This is a genomic window from Sedimentitalea sp. (genome assembly GCF_039973035.1).
GTDB lineage: Bacteria > Pseudomonadota > Alphaproteobacteria > Rhodobacterales > Rhodobacteraceae > Sedimentitalea.
Window position 1 is genome coordinate 100,663 of the sequence record NZ_JBDWLR010000085.1, and the last position, 25,792, is coordinate 126,454.

Here is a 25,792-nt window from a genome sequence, read left to right on the forward strand (position 1 = left end):
CAGAAACCTCTGATCTGTTTCTGCCCAGCTCGCGTCCGCCACCGTTCGTCTGTACCCAAGCAAAGGAGTATGGGCCATGACAAACGCAACGGACATTCTGAACCACGCCAGCCAGATCATCGCTGTTTCACCAAACGAAGCCGCGCGCCTGTGCAGCATCGGGCGCACCACGCTCTACGCTGCCCTGTCCTCGGGCGAGTTGAAGAGCATCAAGATCGGCACGCGCCGCCTGATCACGTTAGAGGCCCTTCGCGATTGGTTGAAGCGCAACGAAACCACGGTAGGCGAGTGAGGTGCAGATGCCAAAGCAAGCGCGCCTGAGTGGGATTAAAGCGGCCCGCTGCTACACCATCGAGGAGGCGGCGGAGGTTTCCGGCGTCTCTCCCCGCACGATCCGCAATTGGGCGTCGGATGGATTGCGTGTCATGGACGGCACTCGTCCCGCGCTGATCCGGGGCGACGATCTGCGCGACTTCATCAAAGCCGCGCGTGACAGCCGCAAGGTAAAAACCCAAATCGACACGTTCTACTGTTTTCGGTGCCGCAAGGCGCGGCATGCCGCCGAGGGTCTCGCGGATTGTGTGATCAAGGCAAACCGCGCCACGCTGACCGCGCTCTGTGAAACCTGCGAAACGGTGGTTTCCAAGCCGGTGGCAGAGGCCCGCATCCCCGAGATTGCCCGCACCCTCGACCTCAAAATCAAGCGGCATGACGCGACATTATAGTGGTGGACACGACCCCCCGTGTTTTTCCGCATCCCGGCCTGGCCGGTCGGCACCCGTTTTCCCCAATAGCAAGCCCCTGAAAGGAGACCAGAATGACTAAGCGACCGAATGAGAAAAATGAGCGCCTCAAGCGGCGGTTTCTGGAGTATCGCAAATACGCGCGGCAACTCTCCGACAAGACCCTCGACCGTGAACTTGCCGCGCTGGAACGCTTCGATGTTTGGAACGCGCGCAAGGATATTGGCAGGTTCCACATCGAATGGGCCATGGGATTTCGCAGCCATTTGGAGCAGGCCAAGGGCGCGAGCGGCAAACCCTTGGGCAAGTCCACAACCCGCGCCATTCTGGCGACGCTGCGCGAGTTCACACTGTGGCTTTCTCAGCAAGACGGGTTTCGCAGCCGGATCAGGGCAGCAGACGCGGACTATTTTAACCTGTCGCGCCGGGATGAGGCAGAGGCGCGCGCCGCGCCAACCCGACCTGCCCCCAGCATCAAACAGGCCAAACACGCGCTGGCGACGATGCCCTTGACCACACCGCGCCAGTTGCGTGACAAGGCGGTTTTTGCGCTGTTGTGCCTGACGGGTGTTCGCGCGGGCGCGTTGATCACCTTGCGGGTCAAACACGTTAATCTCGATGAGAAATCCGTAACGCAAAACCCGCGTGAGGTGGCGACCAAGTTTGGCAAGAGCATCGACACCTTCTTTGCCCAAGGCTTCCCCGAGGCCGAAGCTGCTTTGGCTGTTTGGATGGCGTATCTCGACGACGACGCGCTGTATGGCCCGGACGACCCGTTGTTTCCGGCAACCGCCATCGCTCCGCAATCCAACACCGGCTTCTCAGCCGAGGGCTTTGCGCGCCGCTCGTGGAAAAGCACCGAACCCGTGCGCAAGATCGTCAACGAGGCCTTTGCCGCCGCAAATCTAGATGCCTTCGGCCCGCACGCCTTTCGCCACATGCTGGCGCGCCATGCAGCCAAGACTTGCGTCTCGGTGGCCGAACTGGTCGCCACATCGCAGAACCTCGGCCATACCGACGTGCTGACGACATTGCGCAGCTACGGCCAAATCAGTCGCGAGCGGCAACGGGCACTGATCACCGGCGAGTCAGAGGATGATGTGTTGGAGGATTGAGGCGCTGGGTTGAGGGGGCATTCAAAGGCGCGCGGAGTGTGGGAACAGGTGTGGGAACGCAGCAATCCTGATCCAAGTTTTCCGTCTAAATTCAACGCCTTACTTGAGGCTTGTGGCGGAGACGAAGGGATTCGAACCCTCGAAACGGTTCCCCGTTTACTCCCTTAGCAGGGGAGCGCCTTCGACCACTCGGCCACGTCTCCACCGACGCGTATAGCCAAGGAAACATCGGGATTACAAGGCGAAAATCGCCATACTTGGAATTTTCCTGCATGGGCAACAAACCCCTCAAAATGGCACTGGGATTGGGAAACATCTGGTCAGTTTTTCTCTGTGTCGATAGGGGGGTAAGAAGCTGATACTGGGGCGGAGCACAAGTCGGCGGCTTAGAGCCGCGCCTTGGGGCGTGATGACTTTGAGTGGCAATCAGGTTCCAAGACGCGTTGGCCGGCAGGCCAACCGGATGATGATTGGTTCTTGGCGAGCCGGGATATACTCGAATTGAGCCGATACCTTTCGCCACTCACCTCAAGACTTCTTTTGTTTTGGGTTCGCCGGTGGAGCAGGCGCGCTGGTCTGAACCGCAGCGGGTTTGCCGGGCGGACACTGTTGGACGGTATGGGCAGCATAAAAGGCGTTGGGCGACGACTGTGCCGAAGATCGGTTGTGCACCGCAAACGCTGAATGAATAGGCTTAGAAGATCGAGGACGATACGGGTCAGTGTGGTGGCATCACGACTGAGCAAGCCGAAATGATGAAGGATTTGGAACGCAACGCGCGTGAACGGAAGCAGACCAATGAGATCAATTGCAAAGCGTCGGCGTGTTTGCTCCCGCTCTCATCGCCGCGACGCGGCACGGAACTCAACTGCCCGCTGAAACGATGAACAGGTTCCTAGCAGGTCACCGCACTGATCATGGTTTGGCGCTGCGACTGGCACGCGCGTCGAGAACTCGAGATCATCTGCGTCGAATACATAAACGACTTCTACAGCCCGCTCCGAAATCATTCACGCAGGGGAGGGAATTCACACGTGGCCTTCGAACAGAGGGCTGCCTAACATATGCACCAGGCCGCAGCGAAACTTGTGGAGGTCCAAATCAGCGGAGTTGCCTTTCATGATGAATGACGAACGCCATTCCGAAAGCAACCAGCACGGCGAGAGCAAACCATGTCACCGCATAGATCAGATGGGTATTTCGAAATTTCACAACGGTGAGGCCGCCGATCGGCGCGGCAACCGATGCCTCGGCGTCGACAAAGATGCTGGCGGTTGGGCCCAAGGCTCTGGCCCTTTTAATCGCGGCCACATCGCGGGAATACCACAGGTCGGCCTGCGGATCGTTGTCCCTTAGAAACCCGCCCTTGGGTTCGCTGAGACGTATCAGACCGGTTACCGTCACGGGACCGTCGATCAGCCCGTCCTGACGGGTTGTCGGGTCGCGGCGATCAGGTGGAACGAAACCGCGATTGATCAGCACTGTTTGCCCATCATCCACACGCAAAGGTGTGATCACCCAGTACCCGCCGCCCAACTCGGTGACCGCCTTGGTGAAGGTCTCGGCGGTGTGATCGAACACGCCGGACACCTGTACCCGCCGGTATTCCTGATCTTCCGGCGCGAGATCGAAAACCGTATCCAACGGCACCGGTTCTGCTGACAAATGCGTCTGGACACTGTCGATCAAGTCGCGTTTCCAGGCGAGGCGTTCAATCTGCCAAACACCCAGCCCTATAAACAACAGGGCAAGCAATGCGCCTGAGATCAGGACAAGCGTGACCTGCCAGAACGGGCGTCGGCGGTCATGATCTGGCAAATGTGCCAACTACATGCCGGGCATCATGTACGAGTTCATGTTGTGCATGACCCACATCGTACCAACGAGGGCGATGATCAAAACGATCATGGTGAAGACCAGGGAAATGAACCGCCAGCCGCCTTCGGATTTGAGGTTCATATGCAGGAAATAGATCATGTGAACGACGATTTGGACGATGGCGAAGGCCAGAACCACAAAAGCGGTCAACCTGGCCGAGGCAAACCCACCAGCCATGACGAGTGCAAAGGGGATGAATGTCAGGATCACAGCCAGCACGAACCCGGTCATATAGGATCGCCTTGTGCCATGCGGCATCTCGGCTGCATGATCCTCGCTGTGGGCTTGCGGAGTGCTCATCAGATCATCCCCATCAGATAGACAAAGGTGAATACGCCGATCCAGATGACGTCAAGGAAATGCCAGAACATCGACAGGCAGCCCAAGCGCCGGCGGTTCGCCGTGGTCAGCCCGTGTTTGCGGACCTGCAGAGCCAGCGTTCCCATCCAGATCAGGCCAAATGTAACATGCAGTCCATGGGTGCCGACCAGGACAAAGAACGCCGACAGAAACGCAGACCGCGACGGCCCTGCTCCTTCGCCGATTAGGTGGGTAAATTCATGGAGTTCAATACACAAGAAACCCAACCCGCAGGCCGCAGTAATCGTCAACCACTTCATCACCTGCGGTTGATCATTGTCCTGCATGGCGAGCATGGCGAACCCGAAGGTGATGGACGAGATCAACAGCAGGACCGTGTTTACCGCCACCAAATTCAGCTCGAACAACTCTTTTGGGCCGGGGCCACCGCCGTAGTTGTTGCCCAGCACCGCAAAGGTCGCAAACAAGGTCGAAAAGATCAGGCAATCGCTCATCAGGTAAATCCAGAAACCCAATGGGGTGCTGTGACCTTCTGAATGATGCGGCTCGGTCGCCGGATGGAAAACTCGGGGATCATCGGGTGTGGAAACGGTTTGCAAGGTCATGATTGCTGCACCCTAGTACTCAGGGACAGTGTCCTCGCCCCTTCGATCTCTTCGACATCCGATGATGGAATGTCGAAATCCCGGTCATAGTTGAATGTGTGAAGAATGGCCGTTGCAATCAGCGTGACAAACGACACGATCACAAGCCACCAGATATGCCAGACCAGCGCAAAGCCCAACACGGTGCTGAGGACTGCCAGTATTAGTCCGGCGCCGGTATTGCGCGGCATGTGAATAGGTTCAAAGCCGGTTTCGGGCCTTTGATAGCCATGCTCTTTCATGTCGTGCCATCCATCGAGATCATGAACCATCGGGGTCTTGGCAAAGTTATAGCTTGGCGGCGGCGAGGAAGTTGACCATTCCAGCGTGCGCCCACCCCAGATGTCGCCCGTCTCATCCGTCAGTTGCTTTCGGTCGCGGACCGAGACAAAGATCTGAACCAGCAGCGCAATAATCCCGCACGCAATCAACAAAGCGCCAATGCCGGCGATGGCGAAATAGATCTGAAGCGAGTCGTCTTCAAACACCCGCATCCGCCGCGTCACGCCCATCAAGCCAATGACGTAGAGCGGCGCGAATGCGACCCAGAAACCCGTAACCCAGAACCAGAAGCTGACCCGGCCCCAAAACTCATTCAGCCGAAAGCCAAAGGCCTTGGGAAACCAATAGTTGATGCCGGCAAAGACGCCAAAGACCACACCGCCAATGATCACGTTATGGAAATGCGCGACCAGAAACAGCGAGTTGTGCAGCACGAAATCTGCTGGCGGTACGGCGAGCATCACGCCTGTCATACCGCCGATACAGAATGTCAGCATGAACGCGACGGTCCACATCATCGGTAGTTCGAACCGGATTTGGCCCTTATACATGGTGAACAGCCAGTTGAATATCTTGGCTCCGGTCGGGATTGAGATGACCATTGTCGCGATCCCGAAGAACGAGTTCACCGACGGCCCGGACCCCATGGTAAAGAAATGGTGCAGCCAGACCAGATAGGACATGATGGTAATGCAGATCGTCGCATAGACCATCGAGTTGTAGCCAAACAACCGCTTGCCGCTGAAGGTCGCCGCAACTTCGGAAAAGACTCCAAAGACCGGCAGGATCAGAACATAGACCTCCGGATGCCCCCAGACCCATATCAGGTTGATATAGAGCATCGGGTTTCCGCCCAGGTCGTTGGTAAAGAAATTCATCCCAAGATAGCGATCTGCCGCGAGCATCGCCAAGGTCGCCGTCAGGACCGGGAAAATCGCGATGATCAGTACATTGGTGCAGAGGGCTGTCCAGACGAACACGGGCATCCGCATCATGGTCATGCCGGGGCAGCGCAGTTTCAGGATGGTTGCCAGCAGATTGATCGCAGACAAGGTCGTTCCCACCCCGGCGATCTGAACGCCCCAGATATAATAATCGACCCCTTCATCCGGACTCGCCTCAACCCCGGATAGCGGTGGAAAGGCCAGCCATCCTGTACGGGCAAATTCGCCGACAAAGAGCGAAATCATCACCAGGATCGCGCCTCCGACGGTCATCCAGAAACTAAAGTTGTTGAGGAACGGAAACGACACGTCGCGTGCGCCGATTTGCAACGGCACAGCAAAGTTCATCAGGCCGGTGACAAAGGGCATCGCCACGAAAAAGATCATGATCGTGCCATGCGCGGAGAAAATCTGATCGTAGTGGTGCGGAACCAAGTAACCTTCGGAGCCGCCGAATGCCATGACCTGCTGCAGCCGCATCATGATCGCATCGGCAAACCCACGCAGGAACATGATCAGGGCCAGAACCATGTACATGATCCCGATCTTCTTGTGATCCACGCTGGTGAACCATTCGCGCCACAAATAGCCCCAAAGCCTGAAATAGGTTATCGCGGCAAGCACACAGATTCCGAGTATCGCCACGACAACAAAGGTCCCCAATACGACGGGTACGTCGAATGGCAGTTTTTCCAGGGTCAGGCGCCCGAAAAGGAAACTGCTCTTGATAGCGTGTTCTTCGGCTGCCATGCCAGTACCCTGTCAGTTTGAGCGGCTTGTGGTAGAATCGCCAAGTGAAGCGCTTCCCTCAACCGAGGCAAGGCAGAGATCATCTTTTATATTGAAGAGACCTGTGGTGGCATTTTCGGCGTGTTTCTGATGCGACATCATCTCATCCATGCATGTTTGTCCCGGTTCAACGCAGCGGTTGACGATATCATGGTAAAGTGTGTCGTCCTCAGCCTTAAAATATGCCACCGGATTGCGGGAACTGGGTTTGAGCAGTTCACCGTATCTGTCCCTGTTCAGGATTTCGCCAGTGCTGCCGACGGTCTTGATCCATTCATCGAAATCGCCATCTGACAGCCCGTGAAACTTGAACCGCATCCCGGAAAAGCCCGCGCCGCTGTAATGCGATGACCGACCCTTATAGACACCCGGCTTGTTCATCACCGCATGCAGCTGGGTTTGCATCGAAGGCATCGTGTAAATCATGCCTGCCAATGCGGGGACGTAAAACGCGTTCATCACCTCGGTCGAGGTCAGTACGAAACGGATGGGCCGATCCACCGGTGCGGCCACCTCGTTCACCGTGGCAACGCCGTATTGTGGATAGAAGAACAGCCATTTCCAATCCATCGACACAACCTGGATTTTCAGCGGAATTTCTCCTTCGGTGACACCTGTCGCCTCGGTATCAAGAGGGCGGTAGGGATCAAGCTTGTGAGTGCTCACCCAGGTCAGGGCGCCCAGCCAGATGATAATGATCAGCGGTGCAGCCCAGATCAGCAGCTCAAGCTGTGATGAATGGTGAAACTCTGGATCGTACGCACCCGTCCCCTTGGACTTTCGATAGCGAACCGCAAACACGACGATGGTCACCATCACTGGAAGCACGATCACCAGAATCAGCACGGTGGTAATCGTCAGCACATCCCGCAATTGTTCGGCGATGTATCCGGATGGCGCCAGCACATCGAACTGACAGCCGGACAACAAGATCGACGACATAATAACGGGTATGTGCTTGTATCTGATCACATCACGACATCTCTCTACCTACCAGAACAACGGAAGAATGTGCTAACGCGCTGGCGATAATTTTGACCGGGCATGTGGCGCAGGATACCTATTTTCCTATCGGCATCTAGCTATTTCTGACTTTTTCCTACACTCTCATCTCAGCGAGAAAAAGTTCTAGCTGTTTGTATGCAAGTGACAAAAACACCCGGCCATGCTTTGCTAACGGCCAAGGGTTAGTAAATTGGTCGCGGACCGTGAACGATTGAATGCCATGAGGTATCAGATGCAGTCTGTTTCAGAAACTCAGCCACGTGGTTCTCGCGAACACGTAAGTGTTTCTGATATCGTTATCGGCGTTGTGATCGGGCGCACGGCGGAATTTTTCGATTTCTTCGTCTTTGCGATCGCATCTGTTCTGGTCTTTCCAAAATACATGTTTCCATTCGCATCGCCTGTCGCCGGGATGCTCTATGCCTTTCTCATCCTGGCGTTGGCATTTGTGGCCCGGCCTGTCGGGACATTGATATTCACCGAAGTCGACAGACGTTATGGCCGCGGCACCAAGCTGACGGCTGCGCTGTTTCTTCTGGGCACAAGTACCGTGGCGATCGCCTTTATTCCCGGCTACGAACAGGAAGGGTGGCTCAGCATCGCGAGCTTGTGCCTTTTCCGCATGGGGCAGGGCGCAGCGTTTGGCGGTTCATGGGACGGAATGTCTTCACTGCTGGCAATGAATGCGCCCAAAGACCGCAGGGGAAGAATGGCCCTGATCCCGCAACTTGGCGCGCCCCTGGGGCTGATCATGGCCAGCGGGCTGTACATCTATCTGACGACGTCGCTCACCGAAGAAGAGTTTCTCATCTTTGGCTGGCGTTATCCGTTCTTTGTCGTCATCGGAATTAACATCGTGGCGCTGTTTGCGCGGCTGCGCATGGTGATCAGCGACGAATTCAAGACACTGTTTTCCGAGACCGAGTTAAGCCCCGGGCCGCCCCTGACAACTGTTCGGGAGGAATGGTGGGACATCATTCTTGGGGCCTTTACCCCGCTGGCGACACTGGCGCTGTTCCATATGGTCACGGTTTTCCCGATGGGCTGGATCATGTTGCACGCAGAGCAGGATTTGATCTCCTTTCTGTTTATCGAGATCATTGGCGCCGTGTGCGGTGTCGGTGCGATTGTTGCCTCGGGTCCCATCGCAGACAAGTACGGGCGCGTCCCATTTCTGTCGGCCTGCGCCATGGCGATCGCAGGGTTTGCGGTGATATTCCCGGCTGTCCTGAGTATGGGGTTCATCGGTGAGACCCTTTATGTCGTTTTTGGGTTCATATTGCTTGGCCTGTCTTTCGGTCAGTCGTCTGGTTTCGGGGCATCCGGATTTGCCCTGAAAAATCGCTACACGGCTTCGAATCTGACAGCGGATCTTGCATGGATGTTCGGTGCGGGCTTTGCACCTTTTGTTGCACTGGCGTTGACCGAAAGCCTGGGGTTGTGGTCCGCCGGTGCCTATCTTCTTTCTGGCGCGATTTGCACATTGGTCGCGCTCAACCTGTTCCGCCGACGCCACGATGATCACCCGCGTGAGAGCGATGCAAGACCATGACACGGACAACCCGCGTCGCGTTATTTTCAAGGATTAATACACAGAACCCGCTGGCATTCTATGTCGGCATGCCAGAACTGGGTGGTGTGGGTCCGTAAGGACCCTCGGGGAACTTTTCCAAAGAATATTGATCCATGTTCCCTGTCGCTGCGTAGTCTGATTATGTTGACACAGACCGCATCCATCGGGCAGCGCCCGCGCCGTGTTCCCACGGTACCCCGCGAGGAAAAGAAACCCGTGCCGCAGACAAATACCGACCTGTCGCAGCAAACACTCTGGATGATCGCTGTTCGTGACAAACGCGACCGCGCCGCCTTTGGGGCGTTGTTCGATTTCTTCGCACCGCGCCTGAAAGGGTTCATCATGCGGTCGGGGGCCTCGAGCCATCGGGCCGAAGAAATCGTGCAGGATGTGATGCTGACCGTATGGCGCAAAGCGGGGATGTTCGATCCTCACCGCGCACAGGTTTCGGCCTGGGTCTATCAAATCGCGCGAAATCGTCAGATCGACGTTGCGCGAAAGGAAAGCCGGCCGATGCCGGAAGAGTTGCGCGAAGACCCCGGAGCGGAGCCGGATGCCAGCCAGATCCTGGGGCTGGAGCAGGAAACGGAACTGTTGAAGCAAGCTCTCGCCCGGCTCACTGCCGAGCAGCGAGACATGATTGAAAAAGCATATATGGGCGACATGTCCCATCAAGAGATCAGCACGCAGACCGGGCTGCCCCTTGGAACTATAAAGTCGCGTATCCGGTTGGGACTGGAACGCCTGAGACACGAATTGAAGGACCTCAACTCATGAGTGCCATAACTCACCACATTTCCGACGGCTTGTTGGCGGCTTATGCGGCAGGAACTCTGCCGCGCGCCTTTGCCGTGGTCGTCGCCAGCCATGTTTCCATGTGCGCACAGTGCCGCGCCGGGTTGCAGGCGCATCAGGCCGTTGGTGGTGTCCTGCTTGAAGAGACGGATACTGTTGCAGTCTCATCGGGACTGAAAGACGACATCCTTTCCCTGCTGGACGCACCGTTTACACCCGAACCGATCTATGAGCGGTCAGGGGTCTATCCCGGACCGGTCATGGAGGCGCTAAAGGGGCGTGCCCCGCGCTGGAAGACACTGGGCATGGGGGTCCGACAGGATATCCTGTCTGAAGATCAAAACGGGTCGGTACGCCTTTTGCACATTCCACCTGGTCAGGCTGTGCCTGATCACGGCCATAACGGGATGGAGCTGACCTTGGTCCTACAGGGCAGTTTCAGTGACGAGACCGGTCGGTTCGGCGTTGGCGATCTGGAGATTGCCGACGAAGACCTCGAACATACTCCTGTCGCCGATCCGGGCGATGCCTGTATCTGTCTTGCGGCAACGGATGCCCGGCTGCGGTTCAACGCACTCGTGCCACGATTGCTGCAACCGATTTTTAGAATCTGAACCAACCACCACTCACGGCTACTTCAGATAACGGAACCACCGGATTTCACGGTGGTTCCTTTTTGTTTCAAGCTGTTCGAGCGGAGTTAATGGCTATGTGCTGGACCGTAAGATGTCAGCGCCCGCGATAGATCAGCCAATCCGGCACAAACGGCAGTACACGGATTGCCCAGGAAAACGGGGCCGGAAAATCGGTACGAAAGCGTCGCTTGCGCATCGCTTTCAACACACGCTCTGCTGCGTCTTCGGCCGTCATAAGCATCGGCATGCGAAAGCTGTTCTTTTCGGTGAGGCGGGTCTTGATAAATCCGGGGTTAACGACGCGTACAACCACGCCCGAATTCCTGAGATCAAAACGCATCGTTTCAGCAAGGCTGATCAGCGCGGCCTTGCTGGCACCATAGCCGATCGCGGCTGGCAGACCGTGATAGCCGGCCAGGGACCCGACCAACGTGATATCGCCGCTTCCCTGCGCCACGAAACGTGGCACGACCTGTCCCAGCACACGTAGAGCACCCGTGAAATTCACATCACTCATCGTAAGTGCCGCGTCACTGTCCCAATCTGTTGCAGGCATCGGGTCATAGGACCCGGCGTTGTAGATTACGCCATCAATCTGTCTGATTTCGTCGACCGCGGATTGTACCGCCTTTGGGTCCGTCACATCCAACGGCAAGGGGCGGGCGTTTGGAATGCTGTCGCAGAGGCTCCGGAGCCGTTCTTCATTGCGGGCGCTTAGGATCAAATGTGCGCCTTGCGCACTCAACTGCTTTGCCAGTTCGCGTCCCATGCCCTCGCTGGCACCGACGAGCCAATAGGTCTTGCCGGAAAACGAAATCATCTTGGCGCATCCCGATGCCCGTTGCCCTCAGTGATCAAGAGGTCCGGCGCCGGTTGGCGACGCAAGAACGGCGCCTTTTTGAGAAACAGGATCAGAGCCTGCCAATGTATCAAGGCCACCACCCGTCCCGCGCCCAGAGGGCGCTGCAGCGCTGCACGTATTAATGACCCGTTACCGGCGGTCTGTCGTTTTCCGGTCAAGGTTGCCAGAACACCCTGGTCACCGTTCTCGTAGGAAATCCGGATATCGACCGCATCTTCGGTAATGCCGAAATTGAATAGGTACGTCCCCTGAACTTTTTGGAACGGAGAGACATGCATCATCTTTTCGGCGGTCATTCTATCGGATCGTTCGATCGGGCGGAAATCGTCATGGGCGCAGAAATAGCAGTGCCGCTGCCCAAACGTGCTGTTGACCTCGGCAACAAAGGCCCGAGGTCTGCCGTCGACCATGGCGATCCAAAAGCTGACGGGATTAAATTGAAACCAGAGACACGCGGGTTGTGTCAGCAACAGCAGATGTGCGGTGTCATCAAAGAACCCCCGCTCGGCCAGAACGTCGCGAAACCAGGCGACGCCGCGACCTTCACCACGCGGGCCACCGTAATCGCGATCCCGAATTGACCAGAGATTAAAACGATTGCGCGAGATCAGGGCGGGCCAGTCCGATTGCAGATCGGTCAACACAAAATCGACGCCATAGGTGAAGGCGTTTTTTAACGCGCCTCTGCGGCTGTGATGGGTTCTGGCAGCGACATATTCTAGCATTTCAATTCAGTTACGCATGCGATGGCCCATCGGATCAATCCCACGCGAAAATTTCCTGTAGAAACAAGTGATCCGCCCAGCCGACTGGCGCGTATCTTACCCATAACGATTGAAAGATGAGGACTGAATGCTGGATCAAACTTCGGGAGCGCGCAAGAAGATTGCTATTGTCGGAGGTGGCATTTCCGGTCTCTCTGCGGCGTATTACCTGTCCCCCTATCACGATGTGACCCTGTATGAGGCCGCGCCAAGGCTGGGCGGTCATGCCCGGACAGTGATTGCGGGTAAGAACGGGGATCAACCGGTCGATACCGGGTTCATCGTTTTCAATTACGCGACCTATCCAAACCTGATCCGGCTGTTTCGGGATCTCGATGTGCCAGTCATCAAGAGCGAGATGAGCTTTGGCGCCAGTATCGACGACGGCCGGTTCGAGTACGGTCTGACCAATTTGGGCTCGATCACTGCGCAGAAGCGCAATCTTTTCCGACCGCAGTATTACAAAATGATTGCCGACATCCTTCGCTTTGGTAAACGCGCCGAGGCCGCCGCCAACAGCGACGACATGACGATCGGAGAGTTGGTCGCAGAACTCGGATTGGGCGAGAGTTTTCGCCAGCATTACCTGATGCCCATGTGTGGGGCCATCTGGTCCACGCCTGTTGCCGAAGTCGATCAGTTCCCGGCCAGATCGTTGGTGCGATTTTTCCGCAATCACGCTTTGTTGGCCGGATCGACGGAACATCAATGGTGGACGGTCAAGGGTGGAAGCATCGAATACGTAAAGCGCCTTGAGGCCGCGTTGATCGCGCGCGGGTGCAGCATTCGCACTGGAACGCCGGTCCGCAATGTGCACCGCGGCGAGTTGCAGGTGCAGCTTGAAACAGATGGCAATGAACCTGAAATCTATGACGAATTGGTGCTGACCTGTCACTCGGATCAGGCCTTGGGCATTCTTGGCGAACAGGCCACGCCTTCAGAAACCGCGGCCTTGTCAAGCATCCGGTACCAACCGAACCGCGCGGTTCTGCATTGCGATCCCAACCAGATGCCGCGCCGTCGCGCCTGTTGGTCGAGCTGGAGCTATCGCTCGCAACAGGGGCATATCGGCGTGACCTACTGGATGAACCGGTTGCAGGGCATTCCAGAAAGCGATCCGTTGTTCGTGACGCTGAATCCATCGCGCGAAATTCCGCAAGACATGATCTATGACACGGTCGAGTTCGCCCACCCGGTTTTCGACGAGGCGGCACTTTCTGCGCAGCGAGACATTCTCGAACTACAGGGGCAGAACCGCACTTGGTTTGCAGGTGCATGGAACCGTCACGGCTTTCACGAAGACGGCATCGCCAGCGCCATGCGCATTGTGCGCAGACTGAATGACCCCCTAAACCACAGAGGACTGAACAATGCGTTTGACCAACAGGGCCCTGAAAACGAATTTCCTGTCGACCTGCGCGCATGTGCGTGAGGGGCAACTGATCCTGCGCACCCCTGAAGGGGAACGCTATCGCTTTGGTCATTCCGGACCGGAGGCGGAGATCAAGATTCACGACTGGGCTGCCGTGTCCGCAATGGCGGCGCATGGGCAGGTGGGTCTTGGCGAGACCTATGTTCAGGGTCTTTGGGATACACCGTCAATCGAAACCCTGATGTCATTGGTCATGCGCAACCGTGCGCATCTGAGTTCCTATGATCAGGCGAGCCCGCTCAGCCGCGCAAAGTTCCGGATGGTCGATACCATGCTGCGAGCAAACTCAAGGCGGGGAGCACGCCGCAATATCCGGTCGCATTACGACGTGGGGAATGAATTCTACGGGTTGTGGTTGGATGATGGCATGACCTATTCCGCCGGGCTGTTTGCGGATGGGGAAACCGACCTAGCGCGGGCGCAGACCCGCAAGAATGCCCGCGTGTTGTCACGATTGGGATCGGGCGAGCGCGTGCTGGAAATTGGCTGCGGCTGGGGCGGCTTTGCCGAACAGGCCAGTTCCGAGGGGCGCGACGTGACCGGTGTGACCATTTCGCCCAGCCAGCACAGTTATGCAGATTGCCGCCTCGACGGGCGCGCTGACATCCAGTTGCGTGACTACCGGGACATTGAGGGGACTTACGACAATATCGTGTCCATTGAAATGATCGAAGCCGTGGGGGCGCGGTACTGGCCTGACTATTTCGATGTTCTCAAACGCAAACTCGCCGAGGGTGGCCGCATTCTTTTGCAGGTTATTACCGTCAAGGATGGCTTTTTCGACACTTACCGGACCTCGTCGGACTATATCCGCCAATATGTCTTTCCAGGCGGCATGTTGCTTTCGGATCGCGTGATCCGGGAACAGGCACAGGCCGCAGGTCTCAAAGTGCAGGACAGTTTCTCCTTTGGCACGGACTACGGCAAGACTTGCCGCATCTGGGCCGACCGCCTGACAGCGCAAAAGCGCAGGATCACCGAAATGGGGTATGGCGAGGCGTTTTTTCGCAATTGGCAGTATTATCTTGAAAGTTGCGCGGCGTCTTTTGCCATCGGGCATACCGATGTCGTTCAGGTCGAGTTGGCCCATGCTTAGGGGACTTTGTGTTTGCCTAGTGCTGTTGGTTCCTGCGCTGGGGCAGGCATCAACCATTGCAAATGCCTTACCTGATGCGGAGTTGCGAGGCGAGGCCGTGTTTCGGTTGTTCGGCTTCCCGCTCTACAAGGCACGGCTCTATACTCAAACCGGAGCGCCGCTGAACTGGGATCAGGAATTCGCGATTGAGTTGACATATATGCGCGATCTCAGCGGCAAAGACCTCTCTGAGAACACGATGCGCGAATTGGAACGCATCGGCGGCGCGATCCCGATAGGTGACCGGCTGGATCAGTGTTTTGCGGATGTGCGCCGCGGCGACCGGTTTGTTGCCGTGTCGCAGGGGCCGAACCGGATTGGGTTCTGGCTGAACGGCGCGCCGACCTGCACGTTGCGACATCCGCAGATCAAAACTCGTTTTATGGCGATTTTCCTGGGTGAGAATACACGGTCGCGCACATTTACCCGCAATCTGAAGGGCGAATGATGCTCTACCCGCGCGTCAGTCTTTATGCGCTGATGCTGGCCGCTGCCGGAATTCCGCTCTACATCCATCTTCCGCGCTTCGCATCGGTGAATCTGGGGATCGGGTTGGGTACGATCGGAACCATCCTGCTGCTGATCCGGCTGGTCGATCTGGTTCAGGATCCGTTGATCGGATGGGCCATCGATCGCTGGCCACGAGCGCAAACATTGTTTGCCGTGGCTGCAGCACTTGGGCTTGCCATCGGATTTCCCGCGCTTTTTACGCCACGCAGTGGACCGCATGTCATTGCTCAACTGGTCGGCATCCTGATCCTGCTGTTTTCTGCCTACAGCCTTGGGATGATCCTGCTCTATGGGCGCAGTGCAACCTTGGCCAAAGACCCCACACCGGATGGTTTGATGACGTTGGCCGCTTTTCGCGAGGGCGGTATGCTGGCGGGCGTCGTGATCGCGGCCATCGCGCCGACGGTGTTTTTGGCGTTGGGGGCAGAGGCGCAGGGGTACCCTGCTTTTGGCTTGTTCCTCGGTGCGCTTGCCTTGGTTACAGCCCTGGTCACGCTGCCGATCTGGCGCCGACCAGTGATTGTTGGTGATCGGCTTTCATTGTCTGGGCTAGGAGAGGCCGGGGCCCTGCGCCTCTTGCTGCTTGCCCTGATCAACAGCTTGCCAGTCGCCATTACTTCGACCCTTTTTCTGTTCTTTGTCGAAGACCGTCTGGGCCTGTCGGGAAGGGCCGGGCCGCTCTTGATCCTGTTCTTTCTCAGCGCCGGGTTAAGCGTGCCGTTCTGGACAAAGTGCAGCAAGAAGCTGGGTCCTCGGACCACCTTGATGATGGCCATGCCGCTGGCCATTCTTGGGTTCGTCGGCGCGGCATTTCTTGCGCCGGGGAATCTGGCGGGCTTTGCCGTTATCTGCGTGGTTTCGGGAGCCGCGTTGGGGGCAGATCTGGTGATCCTTCCCGCGATGTTCTCGGTGGCGCTGACCCGGGCGGGGCTGCGGGCTTCGCTAGCGTTTGGCATCTGGTCGTTCGCTGGAAAGCTTGGCCTCGCACTCGCGGCCTTTGCCGTGTTGCCGGTACTGCAGCGCAGTGGGTTCATTCCCGGTGCGCAAAACGATGCCGCCGCCTTGAGCGCGCTGAACATTTGCTATGCCGTCATACCCTGTTTCCTGAAACTCGGCGCATTTGGACTTGTTCTGGCGCTTCCGACAGAGGACCGAACTCCATGAAACTCATTCTTGCGCTGCTCCTGATTGTGCTTGCGGTTATGGTCGCCAAGACTATGCTGTTCAGCTTTCGCGCGCAGACGCCGTCTGACTATGCCAACACAGGTCCGCAGTTTGCGCTTAAGACCCACCTGTCAGGGCCGATCTTGTCTGAGGGTTTGATCTATGGGCCCAATGGCAAGGTCACCAGCCGCTTTGTCGCCCGGATGCATGGTGAATGGGATGGCGATACTGGTACCCTGTCTGAAGAGTTCACCTATTCCACTGGACGCAAGCAAAGCCGCAAGTGGTTTCTGACGCTGGGGCCGGGGGACACGTTCACCGCAACCGCAGATGACATCGTGGGTAAGGCACATGGTGTGATCTCTGGCGCGACGGTGCAAATGGAGTACAGGATCGTTTTGCCGCCAGAGGTCGGCGGGCACACGTTGACGGTAACAGACTGGCTCTACCTGAGTGAAAATGGCGTCATCATGAACCGTTCAGAGTTGCGAAAATTCGGGATCAAGGTTGCCGAACTGGTGGCGACCATGCGCCCGGATCCTGATCCCGGCTGATCCGTCGGGCAAACGGGTTGGTTTCAAGCGCGATCAAGCTTGGTTCACAGGCGATCAGTGACATCATTCTGCTCTGCAGAGCCGAGACGCATGGCGCGAATGAGGGATAGATTACCATAGGTTTCGGGCGCCCACGCGACCAGCTTTCCCGTCTTGACCCAGTTTTCCGCATAGTGATTGGGTATCGGCCCGACATGGGTGCCGGCGAGCATGAGATAGGTTGTCGACTCAATATTTCCTTGTGACATCTCGGCGTTTTCGTCGAGCAGATACAGATCAAGGCTTTCGTCGATCGGGTTGCTTAGCAAACTGTGGGAAAGATCCTTGGATCCTATCAGGCTCTGCAGAACGTTAATCTTGATATCCAGTCGGGAGAGTTCATCTGTCTGCTCGGCGGAACGGGCTGCGGCAAGATCACCTTGCTGCGCATCATTGACGGTCCCGACGGGCAGACAACTGGCACCCTGCTTCTGGATGCGGCGAATCTGAGCGGTATCGACTGCCACAATCGCAACATCGGCATAATGTTTCAGAGCCGGGCACTTTTTCCGCATCTGAACGTGGGTGAAAACATCGTTTAAGGGCTGGATATCCGCAAGGTTTCCAAGCCCGAGAGGCTGGCACGTGCAGAAGAGTTGCTAGAGGTTGTCGGGCTGTCCGGGTTTGGAGAACGGCCGGTTTCGGCATTGTCCGGTGGTCAGCGGCAACGCGATGCGATTGCCCACGTGCTGGCGATTGAGCCCGTGCAGTTCCTGATGGACGAGCCATTCAGCGCCTTGGATGCGGGCTTGCGCGAGCATTTGCAGATCGAGGTCAAGAAACTGCGACGCAGGCGCGGCGTCACCACGATTTTTGCTACCCATGACCAGAACGAGGCGATGTCGATTGCGGATCGCATCGTCATTCTGAACGAAGGCCCAATAGAGCAGGCAGGCACACCAACCGAGGTCTATGCCCGGCCAAAGGCGCAGTTTGTCGCCGAATTCGTGGGGACAAACAACATCATCACACTAGACTTCACCAAAGGTGGTGACGCGGTGCTGGACGGTATCACGCTGGGACGGCCCACGGGCGAGATGGCCAGTCTGCAAGGCCGCCACAAGGTTGCGATCCGGCCCGAATACCTGCGTCTCAAACGGGCGCTGGAGGATAGCAGTGGTTCGATCGGCACGGTCAACTTTGTGCGTCTGCTGGGGGCATCGATCGAGACTGAACTGACCGTCGAAGATGGCACCATCGTGCATACCATGGTCAGCGACCGTGCACCGGAATTCGAGGTCGGCGAGCGTGCGGAAATCAGCTTTGACCTTGATCGGGTCTGGGTGATTCCGTCATGAACTGCACCATTGTTCCATACCTCATCGGAGTGTTCCCGCTCGCCATGCTGTGGTTCTTCTTCCTCGGGCCTCTGGCCTTCATGGATGTTGTCAGCTTTTTTTGAGCGCGATCCTCTGGGCTTCTTCAACGTTGCCTTTGTCCGGGACAACTACGCCAAGTTTTACTCGTCGTTCTATTTCACCGTCTCGTTGCGCCCGCTCTGGTCGGGGTCGCTTGGGTCGCTGGTGGTTGTGCTGCTGGCCTTTCCGGCGATGTACATCATCGTCGATCTGCACCGCCGGGGGCAGCTGTTTTGAGTGATCCTGCTGTTGTCGTTGATGTGCTTGAGCGAGGTCATAATCTGCGAGAATGTGAGTGATGATGCTCGCGGCGAGCAGCTCGTCTGTGCGCTGTCGAACGTCATCCGCAACAACATTTCCGCCATCGATCAGGCGCTCGAAATTCACCGCGATCATTCCGGGTGCAATCAGCCGTGCGATGGAGATGGGCAAGGCGTGACGCGAGGCACGTGAAAATGGGCGCGATGTGGCCGATACGATTGCCGACAAGGGCAAAGCTCTGTCGTCTTCCGGGGCGCAGTGTCGGACTGCGATTGGGAAACTCGTGATGGATTTACCTTTGGTAAAGTACCCATTGACGGAACCGGGGAGCATAAAGGCAGCGACTATCGCATCTGGTTGAAGAACGAGAACATGGTGGGCTGGCTGAACAACGGGGTTCACGCCACGATCCCCGATCTGGTCTGCTTGATCGACACCGACAGTGGAGAACCTGTCACCAATCCGAATTATCGCCAAGGTCAGGCGGTTTCCGTCGTCGTCTTGCCCGCCCCGGAACCGTTCACGACCCCCAAGGGGCTCGCGGCGTTCGGTCCGCGCTATGCCGGATTGGATCAGGACTATCGCCCCGCCGTGGCCTGACACCACCGACAGCCAGCCGAAGATGCGTCATTCAATCCGTCAAGAGCCGCCCCTTGCGCTCTGCCAGCGCGGTGGTTCCGGCGATCTTGCCGATGATCTTGCCCGGCCACGCATAAGGTTGATCATGGCGGGCAAACAGGCACCCGTCGGTATGAGCCGCCACATCGACGCTGTCCCCCAACGGGTCGGTAATAGTGGCGATGACGTCACCGGCACGCACAGTGTCGCCCAGTTCCGCATTGTAGACGACGATACCGGCGACTGGCGCGATCACCTGCTGCATTCCGGTCAGTGGCGTGGCGTCGCACAAGAGCCTTGGCACCGCTCCGACCTGTCCTTCTACAAGGCCCCGTCGGATCAGAAACCGCATCAGGGCGGCGGTATCGTCACGAATGTCGGCGGCGCTGACGCTGTTGTTGGAGCGCAGTTCGACCGTCGCAGCCAGACAGGCAGGCGGAATGGATGCGTCGGGAAAACGGTCTGCAAGCGTCCACCACGGCGCGCTGCAGGCTTCGTCAAAAGGGTTGCCGCCGGAACAATCGGCCAACAGCACCGCGCGCGCGTCGATTTCGGCTGCAAGATCCTGTGCTTCGGGCCAAAGCGCAGTGCCGGTATAGAGATGTATCTGTGCTTCGTTGTCCGCATGCAGATCAAGTACGATATCCGCGTCATGGGCCAATTGCATCAGGGTATGGCGCAAAACGTCAACTTCAGAGACTGGTGTCATAGCGGCCAGCTCCTCCGCCATTGCGGTGCGGATCGTGGCGACATTGGCATCGGCGTCATCGCCGATCTTGCCCTTGATCCGATCAGCAACGCCGGGTGCCAAATCAGGGTAATCGCGGTTGAAATTGCTGGCTGCGCCGGTGTCGTACCGGCCCTGCATATATCCGAAACTGCGTTGCGCCAGACCAATCGGATTGGCAACCGGCACCACGATAATCTCGCCAAGGATGCGCCCCTGTTTGGCTTCGGTTTCCAATTGCTTAGCCAGTTCGCGCAGAACGACCATTCCCGGAAGCTCATCCGCATGCAGCCCGGCCTGAAAATAGGCCTTGGGCCGTGCGCCGGGGGTGCCAAAGCGTAGCGCGGTCACCGACCGTTGCGTTCCGGCTGCGACGCCGGGCAGGGGATAAGTCTCGCGGTTTGTGGCTGGCTTGGCAGAAGGCGGGGTTTCGGAATACGCTGTCATCAGGAACTCGGTTGGTTATGCAGGGAGGTGTTGGGTCCGGTCTGGTCACGCGAGACGATTTGGTCAAGCCCAGGATGTGGCGCTTTTTTGGGCGTTTGCACCGCATGGCGTAAACCGTCACGATGCTCGAAGCGAAATCGTCCTTTCCTATTCCAACGCGATCGCGTTACCAATTCGATCTCGGGACCCATCCAACCGCACCGGCGGACATCAATTTTGGAGCTATTTCATGCAAATCGTTGATACCTCTGTCTATGTCGGGCCGAACATCTATGCCAAGCAGCCGCTGATCCGTTTGACGGTCGACCTGCATCGCAGGGCGGGCAAACCGGTTTCCGATTATGCGGATGATTTGATTGACCCGCTGCTTACCTTTGTGCCGACGTTGGCGGATGCGGTGGCCGAGGATGGCACGCAGTTTCTCGAGCGTGCGCGCACTGAAGCGGATTGCACGCTTGGCGAACTGATGGCTCAGGTTGCATTGGCACTGCAAAACCACGCAGGTGCTCCGGCACAAACGGCTTTTTCGCGCCCTTCGTCGCATGAAGAAGAGGTCGAGGTTCTGTATGGCTATGAATCTCGGGATATCGGACTGGAAGCTGGCGACGTCGCCCGCGATCTGATTCTCGACCTGATCGCGCCGGACGATGAAACCTCGCAAGACAATATCGCCGAGATGCTCGAGGACTTCATGGATTATGTTGACCGTCGTGCCCTCGGCCCGTCGGCGCTGGCGTTGGTCAAGGCTGCCGAAGATCGGGATATCCCATGGGTGCGGCTGAATGATGCCAGCCTGATACAGGTTGGGCAGGGGCGGTTTCAAAAGCGGATCGAGGCGGCATTGTCGAGCCAGACCTCGCAGATCGCCACCGAGATCGCCTCGGACAAAGAGCTTTGTATGCGCCTTTTGGGTGATCTCGGCCTGCCGGTCCCCGATCAGCGCTATGCCCGTGATCGGGAAGATGCCGCGGACCTTGCTGACCGGATCGGGTTTCCGGTGGTTCTAAAGCCGGTGGATGGCAATCATGGTCGCGGCGTCGTGGTGAATGTTGAAACCCCCGAAGACGCGATGGCAGCCTATGATATCGCCGAAGCGGAAGGTTCCGGGGTCATCGTCGAAAGCATGATTCCGGGCGATGATCACCGGCTGCTGGTCGTTGATGGCAAGCTGGTGGCCGCCGCCAAGCGGATGCCCGGTCATGTTGTCGGTGACGGCAGCAGCACGGTTTCCGAACTGGTGGCAAAGATCAACGAGGACCCCCGTCGCGGCAAGGGCCATGAAAACATGCTGACCCTGCTTGAGCTTGACGATGCGGCGGACCGCTTGCTCGCGGAAAAAGGGTATGATCACGGATCGGTACCCGGTGATGGAGAAGTGGTTTACCTGCGCAAAACAGCCAACCTTTCGACCGGGGGCACCGCGATCGATGTGACCGACGTGATGCATCCGGACAACCGCACGATGGCCGAACGGGCCATCAGGGGCGTCGGCCTAGATATCGGTGGTGTTGATTTCCTCACGACGGATATCACCAAGAGTTACCGGGAAACCGGCGGTGCGATCTGCGAGGTCAATGCCGGCCCGGGGCTGCGCATGCACCTGTCACCGTCCGAGGGTACGTCACGGGATGTCGGTGGCGCGATCATGGATATGTTGTTTCCGGAAGGCAGCAACAGCCGCATCCCGGTGGCGGCGCTGACCGGCACCAACGGCAAGACGACGACAGCCCGCATGTTGGCGCATGTTCTGAAAATGGCCGGGCATACCGTCGGCAATACGTCGACTGACGCGGTCTATATCGATGGAACGATGACGGTGAAAGGCGACATGACAGGCCCGACGGCGGCGTCGATGGTACTGCGCGACCCGACAGTCGACATGGCGGTGCTGGAAACCGCGCGCGGCGGTATCGTGCGTGCGGGGCTGGGTTATGCGCATTGTGATGTTGGGGCGGTGTTGAACGTGACCTCTGATCACCTCGGGCTGGGCGGGGTCGAGACCGTGGATGAGTTGGCAGAGGTGAAACGGCTGGTTGTCGAGGTCGCCAAAAATGCTGCCGTGCTGAATGCCGACGATATCCAGACATTGAAGATGGCGGAACATACGCCAGCCAAACATATCTATTATGTCTCGGCGCAACCGGCGAATCCGCTCGTGCGCGAACATATCAAGCTGGGCAAACATGCGGTTGTGCTGGAGCAGGGGCTGAACGGCGATCAGATCGTGATCTATGACAACGGCCAGCAAATCCCGCTGATCTGGACGCATCTGATCCCGGCCACGCTTGAGGGCAAGGCGGTTCACAACGTTCAGAACGCCATGTTCACCACCGCGATGGCCTATGCGCTCGGGTTGACGCTGGATCAGATCCGCAATGGTTTGCGGACGTTCGACAACTCGTTTTATCAGTCGCCGGGCCGGATGAACGTCTTTGACGAACACGGGTTCCGGGTGATCCTCGACTATGGCCATAACGAAGCGGCGGTCGGCGCGATGGTGGACCTTGTTGAGCGGCTTGACCCGATGGGCAAGCGGATCGTGTGCCTGACCTGTCCGGGTGACCGGCGTGACGAGGATGTGCGTGCCATTGCCATGAAGGCGGCGGGCAAGTTCGATCACTATATCTGTCACAGTGACGACAATCCGCGCGGGCGCGAGATCGACGAGGTTCCTGAGATGCTCAAGGCAACGCTGATCGAGGCGGGCGTCAGCGAAGAACAGATTCAGGTCGTGCCGTCCGAAGAAAACTCGGTTCAGACCGGGTTGGAAATGGCGCGGCCCCATGATCTCTTGTTGATCTTCTGCGATGGCATCACCCGTTCGTGGAAACAGATCATTTACTTCCAACCCAAGGAATCCCCCAAGCCGATCCCGCCCGAGGATGTGGTTGCCGCTCAGGGGTTTGACGTGCCCGAGGGGTACAAGCTGTTCAGCGATGAACGCGGCGTTCGCATCGTTCGCGACGATTGAGGGTTCGGTGTCTGACGTGAAGCCGCCCTCAAGCACTGACGGCAAGCGGTTTGCCATAGTCGGCGGGCGGCTGGAGGATGACAACTCTGCCGTCTATGACGAAATGCACCGCATGACCGGTGGCCGTATTCTTGTGTTTCCGACGGCGTCATCCGAACCGGAGGCGGTTGGTGCCGAGACGGCCGAAGTGTTCCGCAGCCATGGCTTTGAGGTCGAAATCGCGGCGGTTTTTGGCGCGGATGCGAGCCTTGGGGCACAGGATGTCGCCATTGCCGATCAGGTCACGCGGATTGGGCACGTTTTCTTTACGGGCGGCGACCAGGCACAGATCCTTGCGGCGCTCGCACCGCAGTGCGCGGAGAGTGTGGTCTTGACCGCGATCCGCGAGGTTCATGCCGCGGGCGGCTTGCTGGCCGGATCCAGTGCCGGAGCGGCGATCATGTCGGACCCCATGCTGTTAGGAGGCACCTCGCTTGAGGCCGCTGTGCACGGGATTGCCGATGACCCGGCGGAACCCGGCCTCCTGGTCGGTCAGGGGCTTGGGTTCTTTCCCTTTGGTCTGATCGATCAGCATTTCATCAAGCGCGGTCGGCACGGGCGATTGATCGTGGCTCTTGCCGCGACAGGACAGCGTTTGGGCTTTGGCATTGACGAAAACACGGCACTGTTTGTCGAGGGCGCAACAGCCCGTGTCGTCGGTGAATATGGCGTTGTTCTGATCGACCTGGAGAATGCCGAGATCGATGACGCAGCCGGGCAGTATGACAATATCCGGGTCAGCTATCTGGACGACGGGGATACCGTTGATCTTGTATCGCGCGAGGTCAGCCCTGGATCGACAAAGCGCACAATCGCCGTCGAGGACGTCGCATATCGCGCCCCGATCCACACGCGACGTCATGTTTTTGGCGCCTATACACTTTATGATCTGACAGCCCGGTTGGTTCTGGGCGATCCAGCTACCTACACAGAGGATTGCGCCAGCGCCTTTGATCCGCGCAGTGGGACCGAGGTTTCTATCACGCTTGCCAGAACTGCCGATACGAGGCTGTGGATCGAAACATCGGACAGCGGGTTTCGCATGACCGCGCTCGGCCTCGGAATGTCGATGATTCGAAACGTTCTGAGCGCCGAAGACTGTGCCAGTCGACAACGCCTTCAGCCTCGCCGGTTCGGAGCCGAAGTGTCGCCCAAGGCGCAGATGGTGTTTCTTGGGTCTTCACCGACGCGATCCGCTCCGGAGATGTTGGCTGGTGCTTTGGAGCTTGTCGGCAAAGGGCCAGTCGGAGTGCTCGCGGCAGCCTCCGCCGAACCCAGGGATGTCGCGGAAGAACATATCAGTTTGCTCGCGTCGCAGGGCATCACGGCAACGGACCTTGGTGTCACCATCGACACCGTGGAATTTGCCGCCCAGAACACGGAATTGCTTGACCAGATCGGCAAGCTTACCGGCCTGTTGGTTTGCGGCGGGAACCAGATACGTCTGGTCGAAACACTGCTGCATCGTGGTGAGGAAAGTGCATTGTTGGGCGCAATTGCCTGTGCCCATGCACGGGGCATGCCCTTGATCGCGGCCAGCGGGGCCGCCTCGGCGATGTCCGGTTTGATGATTGCGGGTGGCTCAAGCTATGAGGCGTTGCGCTATGGTGTGGCGTCCGATGTCGGGCATCCGGGGTTGGTCATTCAGGAAGGTGTCGGGCTCTTTGGCGGCGGTATTGTCGATCAAAACCTGATTGGCGGCCAACGCCTTGGCCGATTGATCGTGGCCTGCGCCGAGGAAAGCGAACGCTATGGGATCGGCGTGTTCGAAGACAGCGCGGTAATTGCCAGTCACAATGGCGCGCGGCTGCGTGCGACGGGTCGGGATGGTTTTGTGCTGGTTGAAATCGACACGGTGGCGCTGGAACTTCAATCCGACAGTTTTGTCGCCAAGGGCATCCGGCTGACAGTGTTAAGTGCTGGCGACGAAGCCGATCTTGTCGACGGAACAATCAAGCGATGCGGACCTTCTGACAAGGCGCAGGCCATCCTTGCGCGGCTGATAGAGGATATTGCCGAAGATATCAGTGAGCTGGCTGATGGCCATGCGGTTATGCATGGTATCTCGCTACGGATGGGAGTAGCAGAGGCTGCCTCGGTCATGATTGATCTCGAATGCGCGCGCGACGAGTTTTCATAACACCATATGGTGCGTGGATCACGCCCCGCCAAACTGGGCAGACCTAT

The 25,792-nt window shown here is 57.8% G+C and carries 25 protein-coding genes, 1 tRNA gene and 2 pseudogenes; 18 read left to right on the forward strand and 10 right to left on the reverse strand.

All coding sequences use genetic code 11. From position 1 onward, the window contains the following. The first annotated feature begins 76 nt into the window (after window positions 1-76). From ABJO75_RS20995 to ABJO75_RS21005, 3 genes are all read left to right on the forward strand, one after another. Window positions 77-292, forward strand: coding sequence for a helix-turn-helix domain-containing protein (locus ABJO75_RS20995; protein WP_348133796.1), 216 nt, complete (start codon window positions 77-79; stop codon window positions 290-292). Between the two features lie 7 nt (window positions 293-299). Further along, window positions 300-725, forward strand: a complete 426-nt coding sequence (locus ABJO75_RS21000; protein ID WP_348133798.1) for a helix-turn-helix domain-containing protein — start codon at window positions 300-302, stop codon at window positions 723-725. Between the two features lie 92 nt (window positions 726-817). Next, on the forward strand, window positions 818-1,858 hold the full coding sequence (locus tag ABJO75_RS21005) for a tyrosine-type recombinase/integrase (RefSeq protein WP_348133800.1): 1,041 nt from the start codon (window positions 818-820) through the stop codon (window positions 1,856-1,858). 113 nt (window positions 1,859-1,971) lie between these two features. Here the strand turns inward: ABJO75_RS21005 and ABJO75_RS21010 are convergent. The 6 genes from ABJO75_RS21010 to cyoA form a co-directional block, all read right to left on the reverse strand. Continuing rightward, window positions 1,972-2,061: transfer RNA gene (locus tag ABJO75_RS21010), tRNA-Ser, on the reverse strand. Between the two features lie 898 nt (window positions 2,062-2,959). Next, window positions 2,960-3,685: an SURF1 family protein gene (locus tag ABJO75_RS21015; RefSeq protein ID WP_348133803.1), complete on the reverse strand. Its 726-nt coding sequence runs from the start codon at window positions 3,683-3,685 to the stop codon at window positions 2,960-2,962. Beyond that, window positions 3,686-4,036 (reverse strand): cytochrome o ubiquinol oxidase subunit IV, encoded by a 351-nt coding sequence (gene cyoD, locus ABJO75_RS21020; RefSeq protein ID WP_348133805.1) that lies wholly within the window; start codon window positions 4,034-4,036, stop codon window positions 3,686-3,688. Continuing rightward, the gene (gene cyoC, locus ABJO75_RS21025; protein WP_348133808.1) at window positions 4,036-4,662 is read right to left on the reverse strand and encodes a cytochrome o ubiquinol oxidase subunit III; all 627 of its coding nucleotides are present in this window, start codon (window positions 4,660-4,662) and stop codon (window positions 4,036-4,038) included. The genes cyoD and cyoC overlap by 1 nt, the downstream gene beginning before the upstream one ends. Further along, window positions 4,659-6,677 carry a cytochrome o ubiquinol oxidase subunit I gene (gene cyoB, locus ABJO75_RS21030; RefSeq protein WP_348133811.1) on the reverse strand — a complete coding sequence of 673 codons (2,019 nt, stop codon included), beginning with the start codon at window positions 6,675-6,677 and terminating at the stop codon, window positions 4,659-4,661. Before cyoB ends, cyoC begins: the two co-directional genes overlap by 4 nt. Window positions 6,678-6,689: 12 nt before the next feature. Next, entirely contained in the window at window positions 6,690-7,688 is a 999-nt protein-coding gene (gene cyoA, locus ABJO75_RS21035) for a ubiquinol oxidase subunit II (protein WP_348133814.1), read from the reverse strand. Between the two features lie 265 nt (window positions 7,689-7,953). Between cyoA and ABJO75_RS21040 the strand changes: the two genes are divergently transcribed. From ABJO75_RS21040 to ABJO75_RS21050, 3 genes are all read left to right on the forward strand, one after another. Beyond that, window positions 7,954-9,273, forward strand: a complete 1,320-nt coding sequence (locus tag ABJO75_RS21040) for an MFS transporter (RefSeq protein WP_348133817.1) — start codon at window positions 7,954-7,956, stop codon at window positions 9,271-9,273. Window positions 9,274-9,435: 162 nt separating this feature from the next. Next, entirely contained in the window at window positions 9,436-10,071 is a 636-nt protein-coding gene (locus tag ABJO75_RS21045; protein ID WP_348432566.1) for a sigma-70 family RNA polymerase sigma factor, read from the forward strand. Then, window positions 10,068-10,703 (forward strand): ChrR family anti-sigma-E factor, encoded by a 636-nt coding sequence (locus ABJO75_RS21050; RefSeq protein WP_348133820.1) that lies wholly within the window; start codon window positions 10,068-10,070, stop codon window positions 10,701-10,703. Before ABJO75_RS21045 ends, ABJO75_RS21050 begins: the two co-directional genes overlap by 4 nt. A 115-nt stretch (window positions 10,704-10,818) precedes the next feature. Here ABJO75_RS21050 and ABJO75_RS21055 read toward each other — a convergent pair whose 3' ends face one another. Together ABJO75_RS21055 and ABJO75_RS21060 are read right to left on the reverse strand one after the other, a co-directional pair. Then, on the reverse strand, window positions 10,819-11,544 hold the full coding sequence (locus ABJO75_RS21055) for an SDR family NAD(P)-dependent oxidoreductase (RefSeq protein WP_348133823.1): 726 nt from the start codon (window positions 11,542-11,544) through the stop codon (window positions 10,819-10,821). Further along, window positions 11,541-12,311 carry a DUF1365 domain-containing protein gene (locus ABJO75_RS21060; RefSeq protein ID WP_348133826.1) on the reverse strand — a complete coding sequence of 257 codons (771 nt, stop codon included), beginning with the start codon at window positions 12,309-12,311 and terminating at the stop codon, window positions 11,541-11,543. The genes ABJO75_RS21055 and ABJO75_RS21060 overlap by 4 nt, the downstream gene beginning before the upstream one ends. A 127-nt stretch (window positions 12,312-12,438) precedes the next feature. On the opposite strand from ABJO75_RS21060, the gene ABJO75_RS21065 reads away from it, so the two are divergent. The 5 genes from ABJO75_RS21065 to ABJO75_RS21085 are packed head-to-tail and all read left to right on the forward strand — an operon-like array spanning window position 12,439 to window position 17,145. Beyond that, window positions 12,439-13,782: an FAD-dependent oxidoreductase gene (locus ABJO75_RS21065; RefSeq protein WP_348133829.1), complete on the forward strand. Its 1,344-nt coding sequence runs from the start codon at window positions 12,439-12,441 to the stop codon at window positions 13,780-13,782. After that, window positions 13,721-14,878, forward strand: a complete 1,158-nt coding sequence (locus tag ABJO75_RS21070; RefSeq protein ID WP_348133832.1) for a cyclopropane-fatty-acyl-phospholipid synthase family protein — start codon at window positions 13,721-13,723, stop codon at window positions 14,876-14,878. The genes ABJO75_RS21065 and ABJO75_RS21070 overlap by 62 nt, the downstream gene beginning before the upstream one ends. Then, window positions 14,871-15,365, forward strand: coding sequence for a hypothetical protein (locus ABJO75_RS21075; RefSeq protein ID WP_348133835.1), 495 nt, complete (start codon window positions 14,871-14,873; stop codon window positions 15,363-15,365). Before ABJO75_RS21070 ends, ABJO75_RS21075 begins: the two co-directional genes overlap by 8 nt. Continuing rightward, the gene (locus ABJO75_RS21080) at window positions 15,365-16,591 is read left to right on the forward strand and encodes an MFS transporter (protein WP_348133984.1); all 1,227 of its coding nucleotides are present in this window, start codon (window positions 15,365-15,367) and stop codon (window positions 16,589-16,591) included. Before ABJO75_RS21075 ends, ABJO75_RS21080 begins: the two co-directional genes overlap by 1 nt. After that, window positions 16,588-17,145, forward strand: coding sequence for a DUF3833 domain-containing protein (locus ABJO75_RS21085; protein ID WP_348133838.1), 558 nt, complete (start codon window positions 16,588-16,590; stop codon window positions 17,143-17,145). The genes ABJO75_RS21080 and ABJO75_RS21085 overlap by 4 nt, the downstream gene beginning before the upstream one ends. Before the next feature lie 44 nt (window positions 17,146-17,189). On the opposite strand, the gene ABJO75_RS21090 is transcribed toward ABJO75_RS21085, so the two are convergent. Continuing rightward, on the reverse strand, window positions 17,190-17,453 hold the full coding sequence (locus tag ABJO75_RS21090) for a hypothetical protein (RefSeq protein WP_348133840.1): 264 nt from the start codon (window positions 17,451-17,453) through the stop codon (window positions 17,190-17,192). Between the two features lie 3 nt (window positions 17,454-17,456). Between ABJO75_RS21090 and ABJO75_RS21095 the strand changes: the two are divergent. The 5 genes and pseudogenes from ABJO75_RS21095 to ABJO75_RS21115 form a co-directional block, all read left to right on the forward strand. Then, window positions 17,457-17,903 (forward strand): annotated as a pseudogene (locus tag ABJO75_RS21095) (ABC transporter ATP-binding protein); the annotation flags it as partial. 318 nt (window positions 17,904-18,221) lie between these two features. Next, window positions 18,222-18,482, forward strand: a complete 261-nt coding sequence (locus ABJO75_RS21100) for a TOBE domain-containing protein (protein WP_348133986.1) — start codon at window positions 18,222-18,224, stop codon at window positions 18,480-18,482. Window positions 18,483-18,566: 84 nt separating this feature from the next. Then, window positions 18,567-18,779 (forward strand): hypothetical protein, encoded by a 213-nt coding sequence (locus ABJO75_RS21105; protein ID WP_348133842.1) that lies wholly within the window; start codon window positions 18,567-18,569, stop codon window positions 18,777-18,779. Further along, entirely contained in the window at window positions 18,780-18,995 is a 216-nt protein-coding gene (locus ABJO75_RS21110) for a hypothetical protein (protein WP_348133845.1), read from the forward strand. Between the two features lie 54 nt (window positions 18,996-19,049). Further along, a pseudogene (locus ABJO75_RS21115) lies at window positions 19,050-19,403 on the forward strand (DUF917 domain-containing protein); the annotation flags it as partial. A 31-nt stretch (window positions 19,404-19,434) separates the two neighbouring features. On the opposite strand, the gene ABJO75_RS21120 reads toward ABJO75_RS21115, so the two are convergent. After that, on the reverse strand, window positions 19,435-20,595 hold the full coding sequence (locus tag ABJO75_RS21120; protein ID WP_348133847.1) for a succinylglutamate desuccinylase/aspartoacylase family protein: 1,161 nt from the start codon (window positions 20,593-20,595) through the stop codon (window positions 19,435-19,437). 229 nt (window positions 20,596-20,824) lie between these two features. Between ABJO75_RS21120 and cphA the strand changes: the two genes are divergently transcribed. Beyond that, window positions 20,825-23,566, forward strand: coding sequence for a cyanophycin synthetase (gene cphA / locus ABJO75_RS21125; protein ID WP_348133849.1), 2,742 nt, complete (start codon window positions 20,825-20,827; stop codon window positions 23,564-23,566). Window positions 23,567-23,573: 7 nt separating this feature from the next. Next, window positions 23,574-25,745, forward strand: coding sequence for a cyanophycinase (locus ABJO75_RS21130; RefSeq protein WP_348133851.1), 2,172 nt, complete (start codon window positions 23,574-23,576; stop codon window positions 25,743-25,745). Window positions 25,746-25,792: the final 47 nt, after the last annotated feature.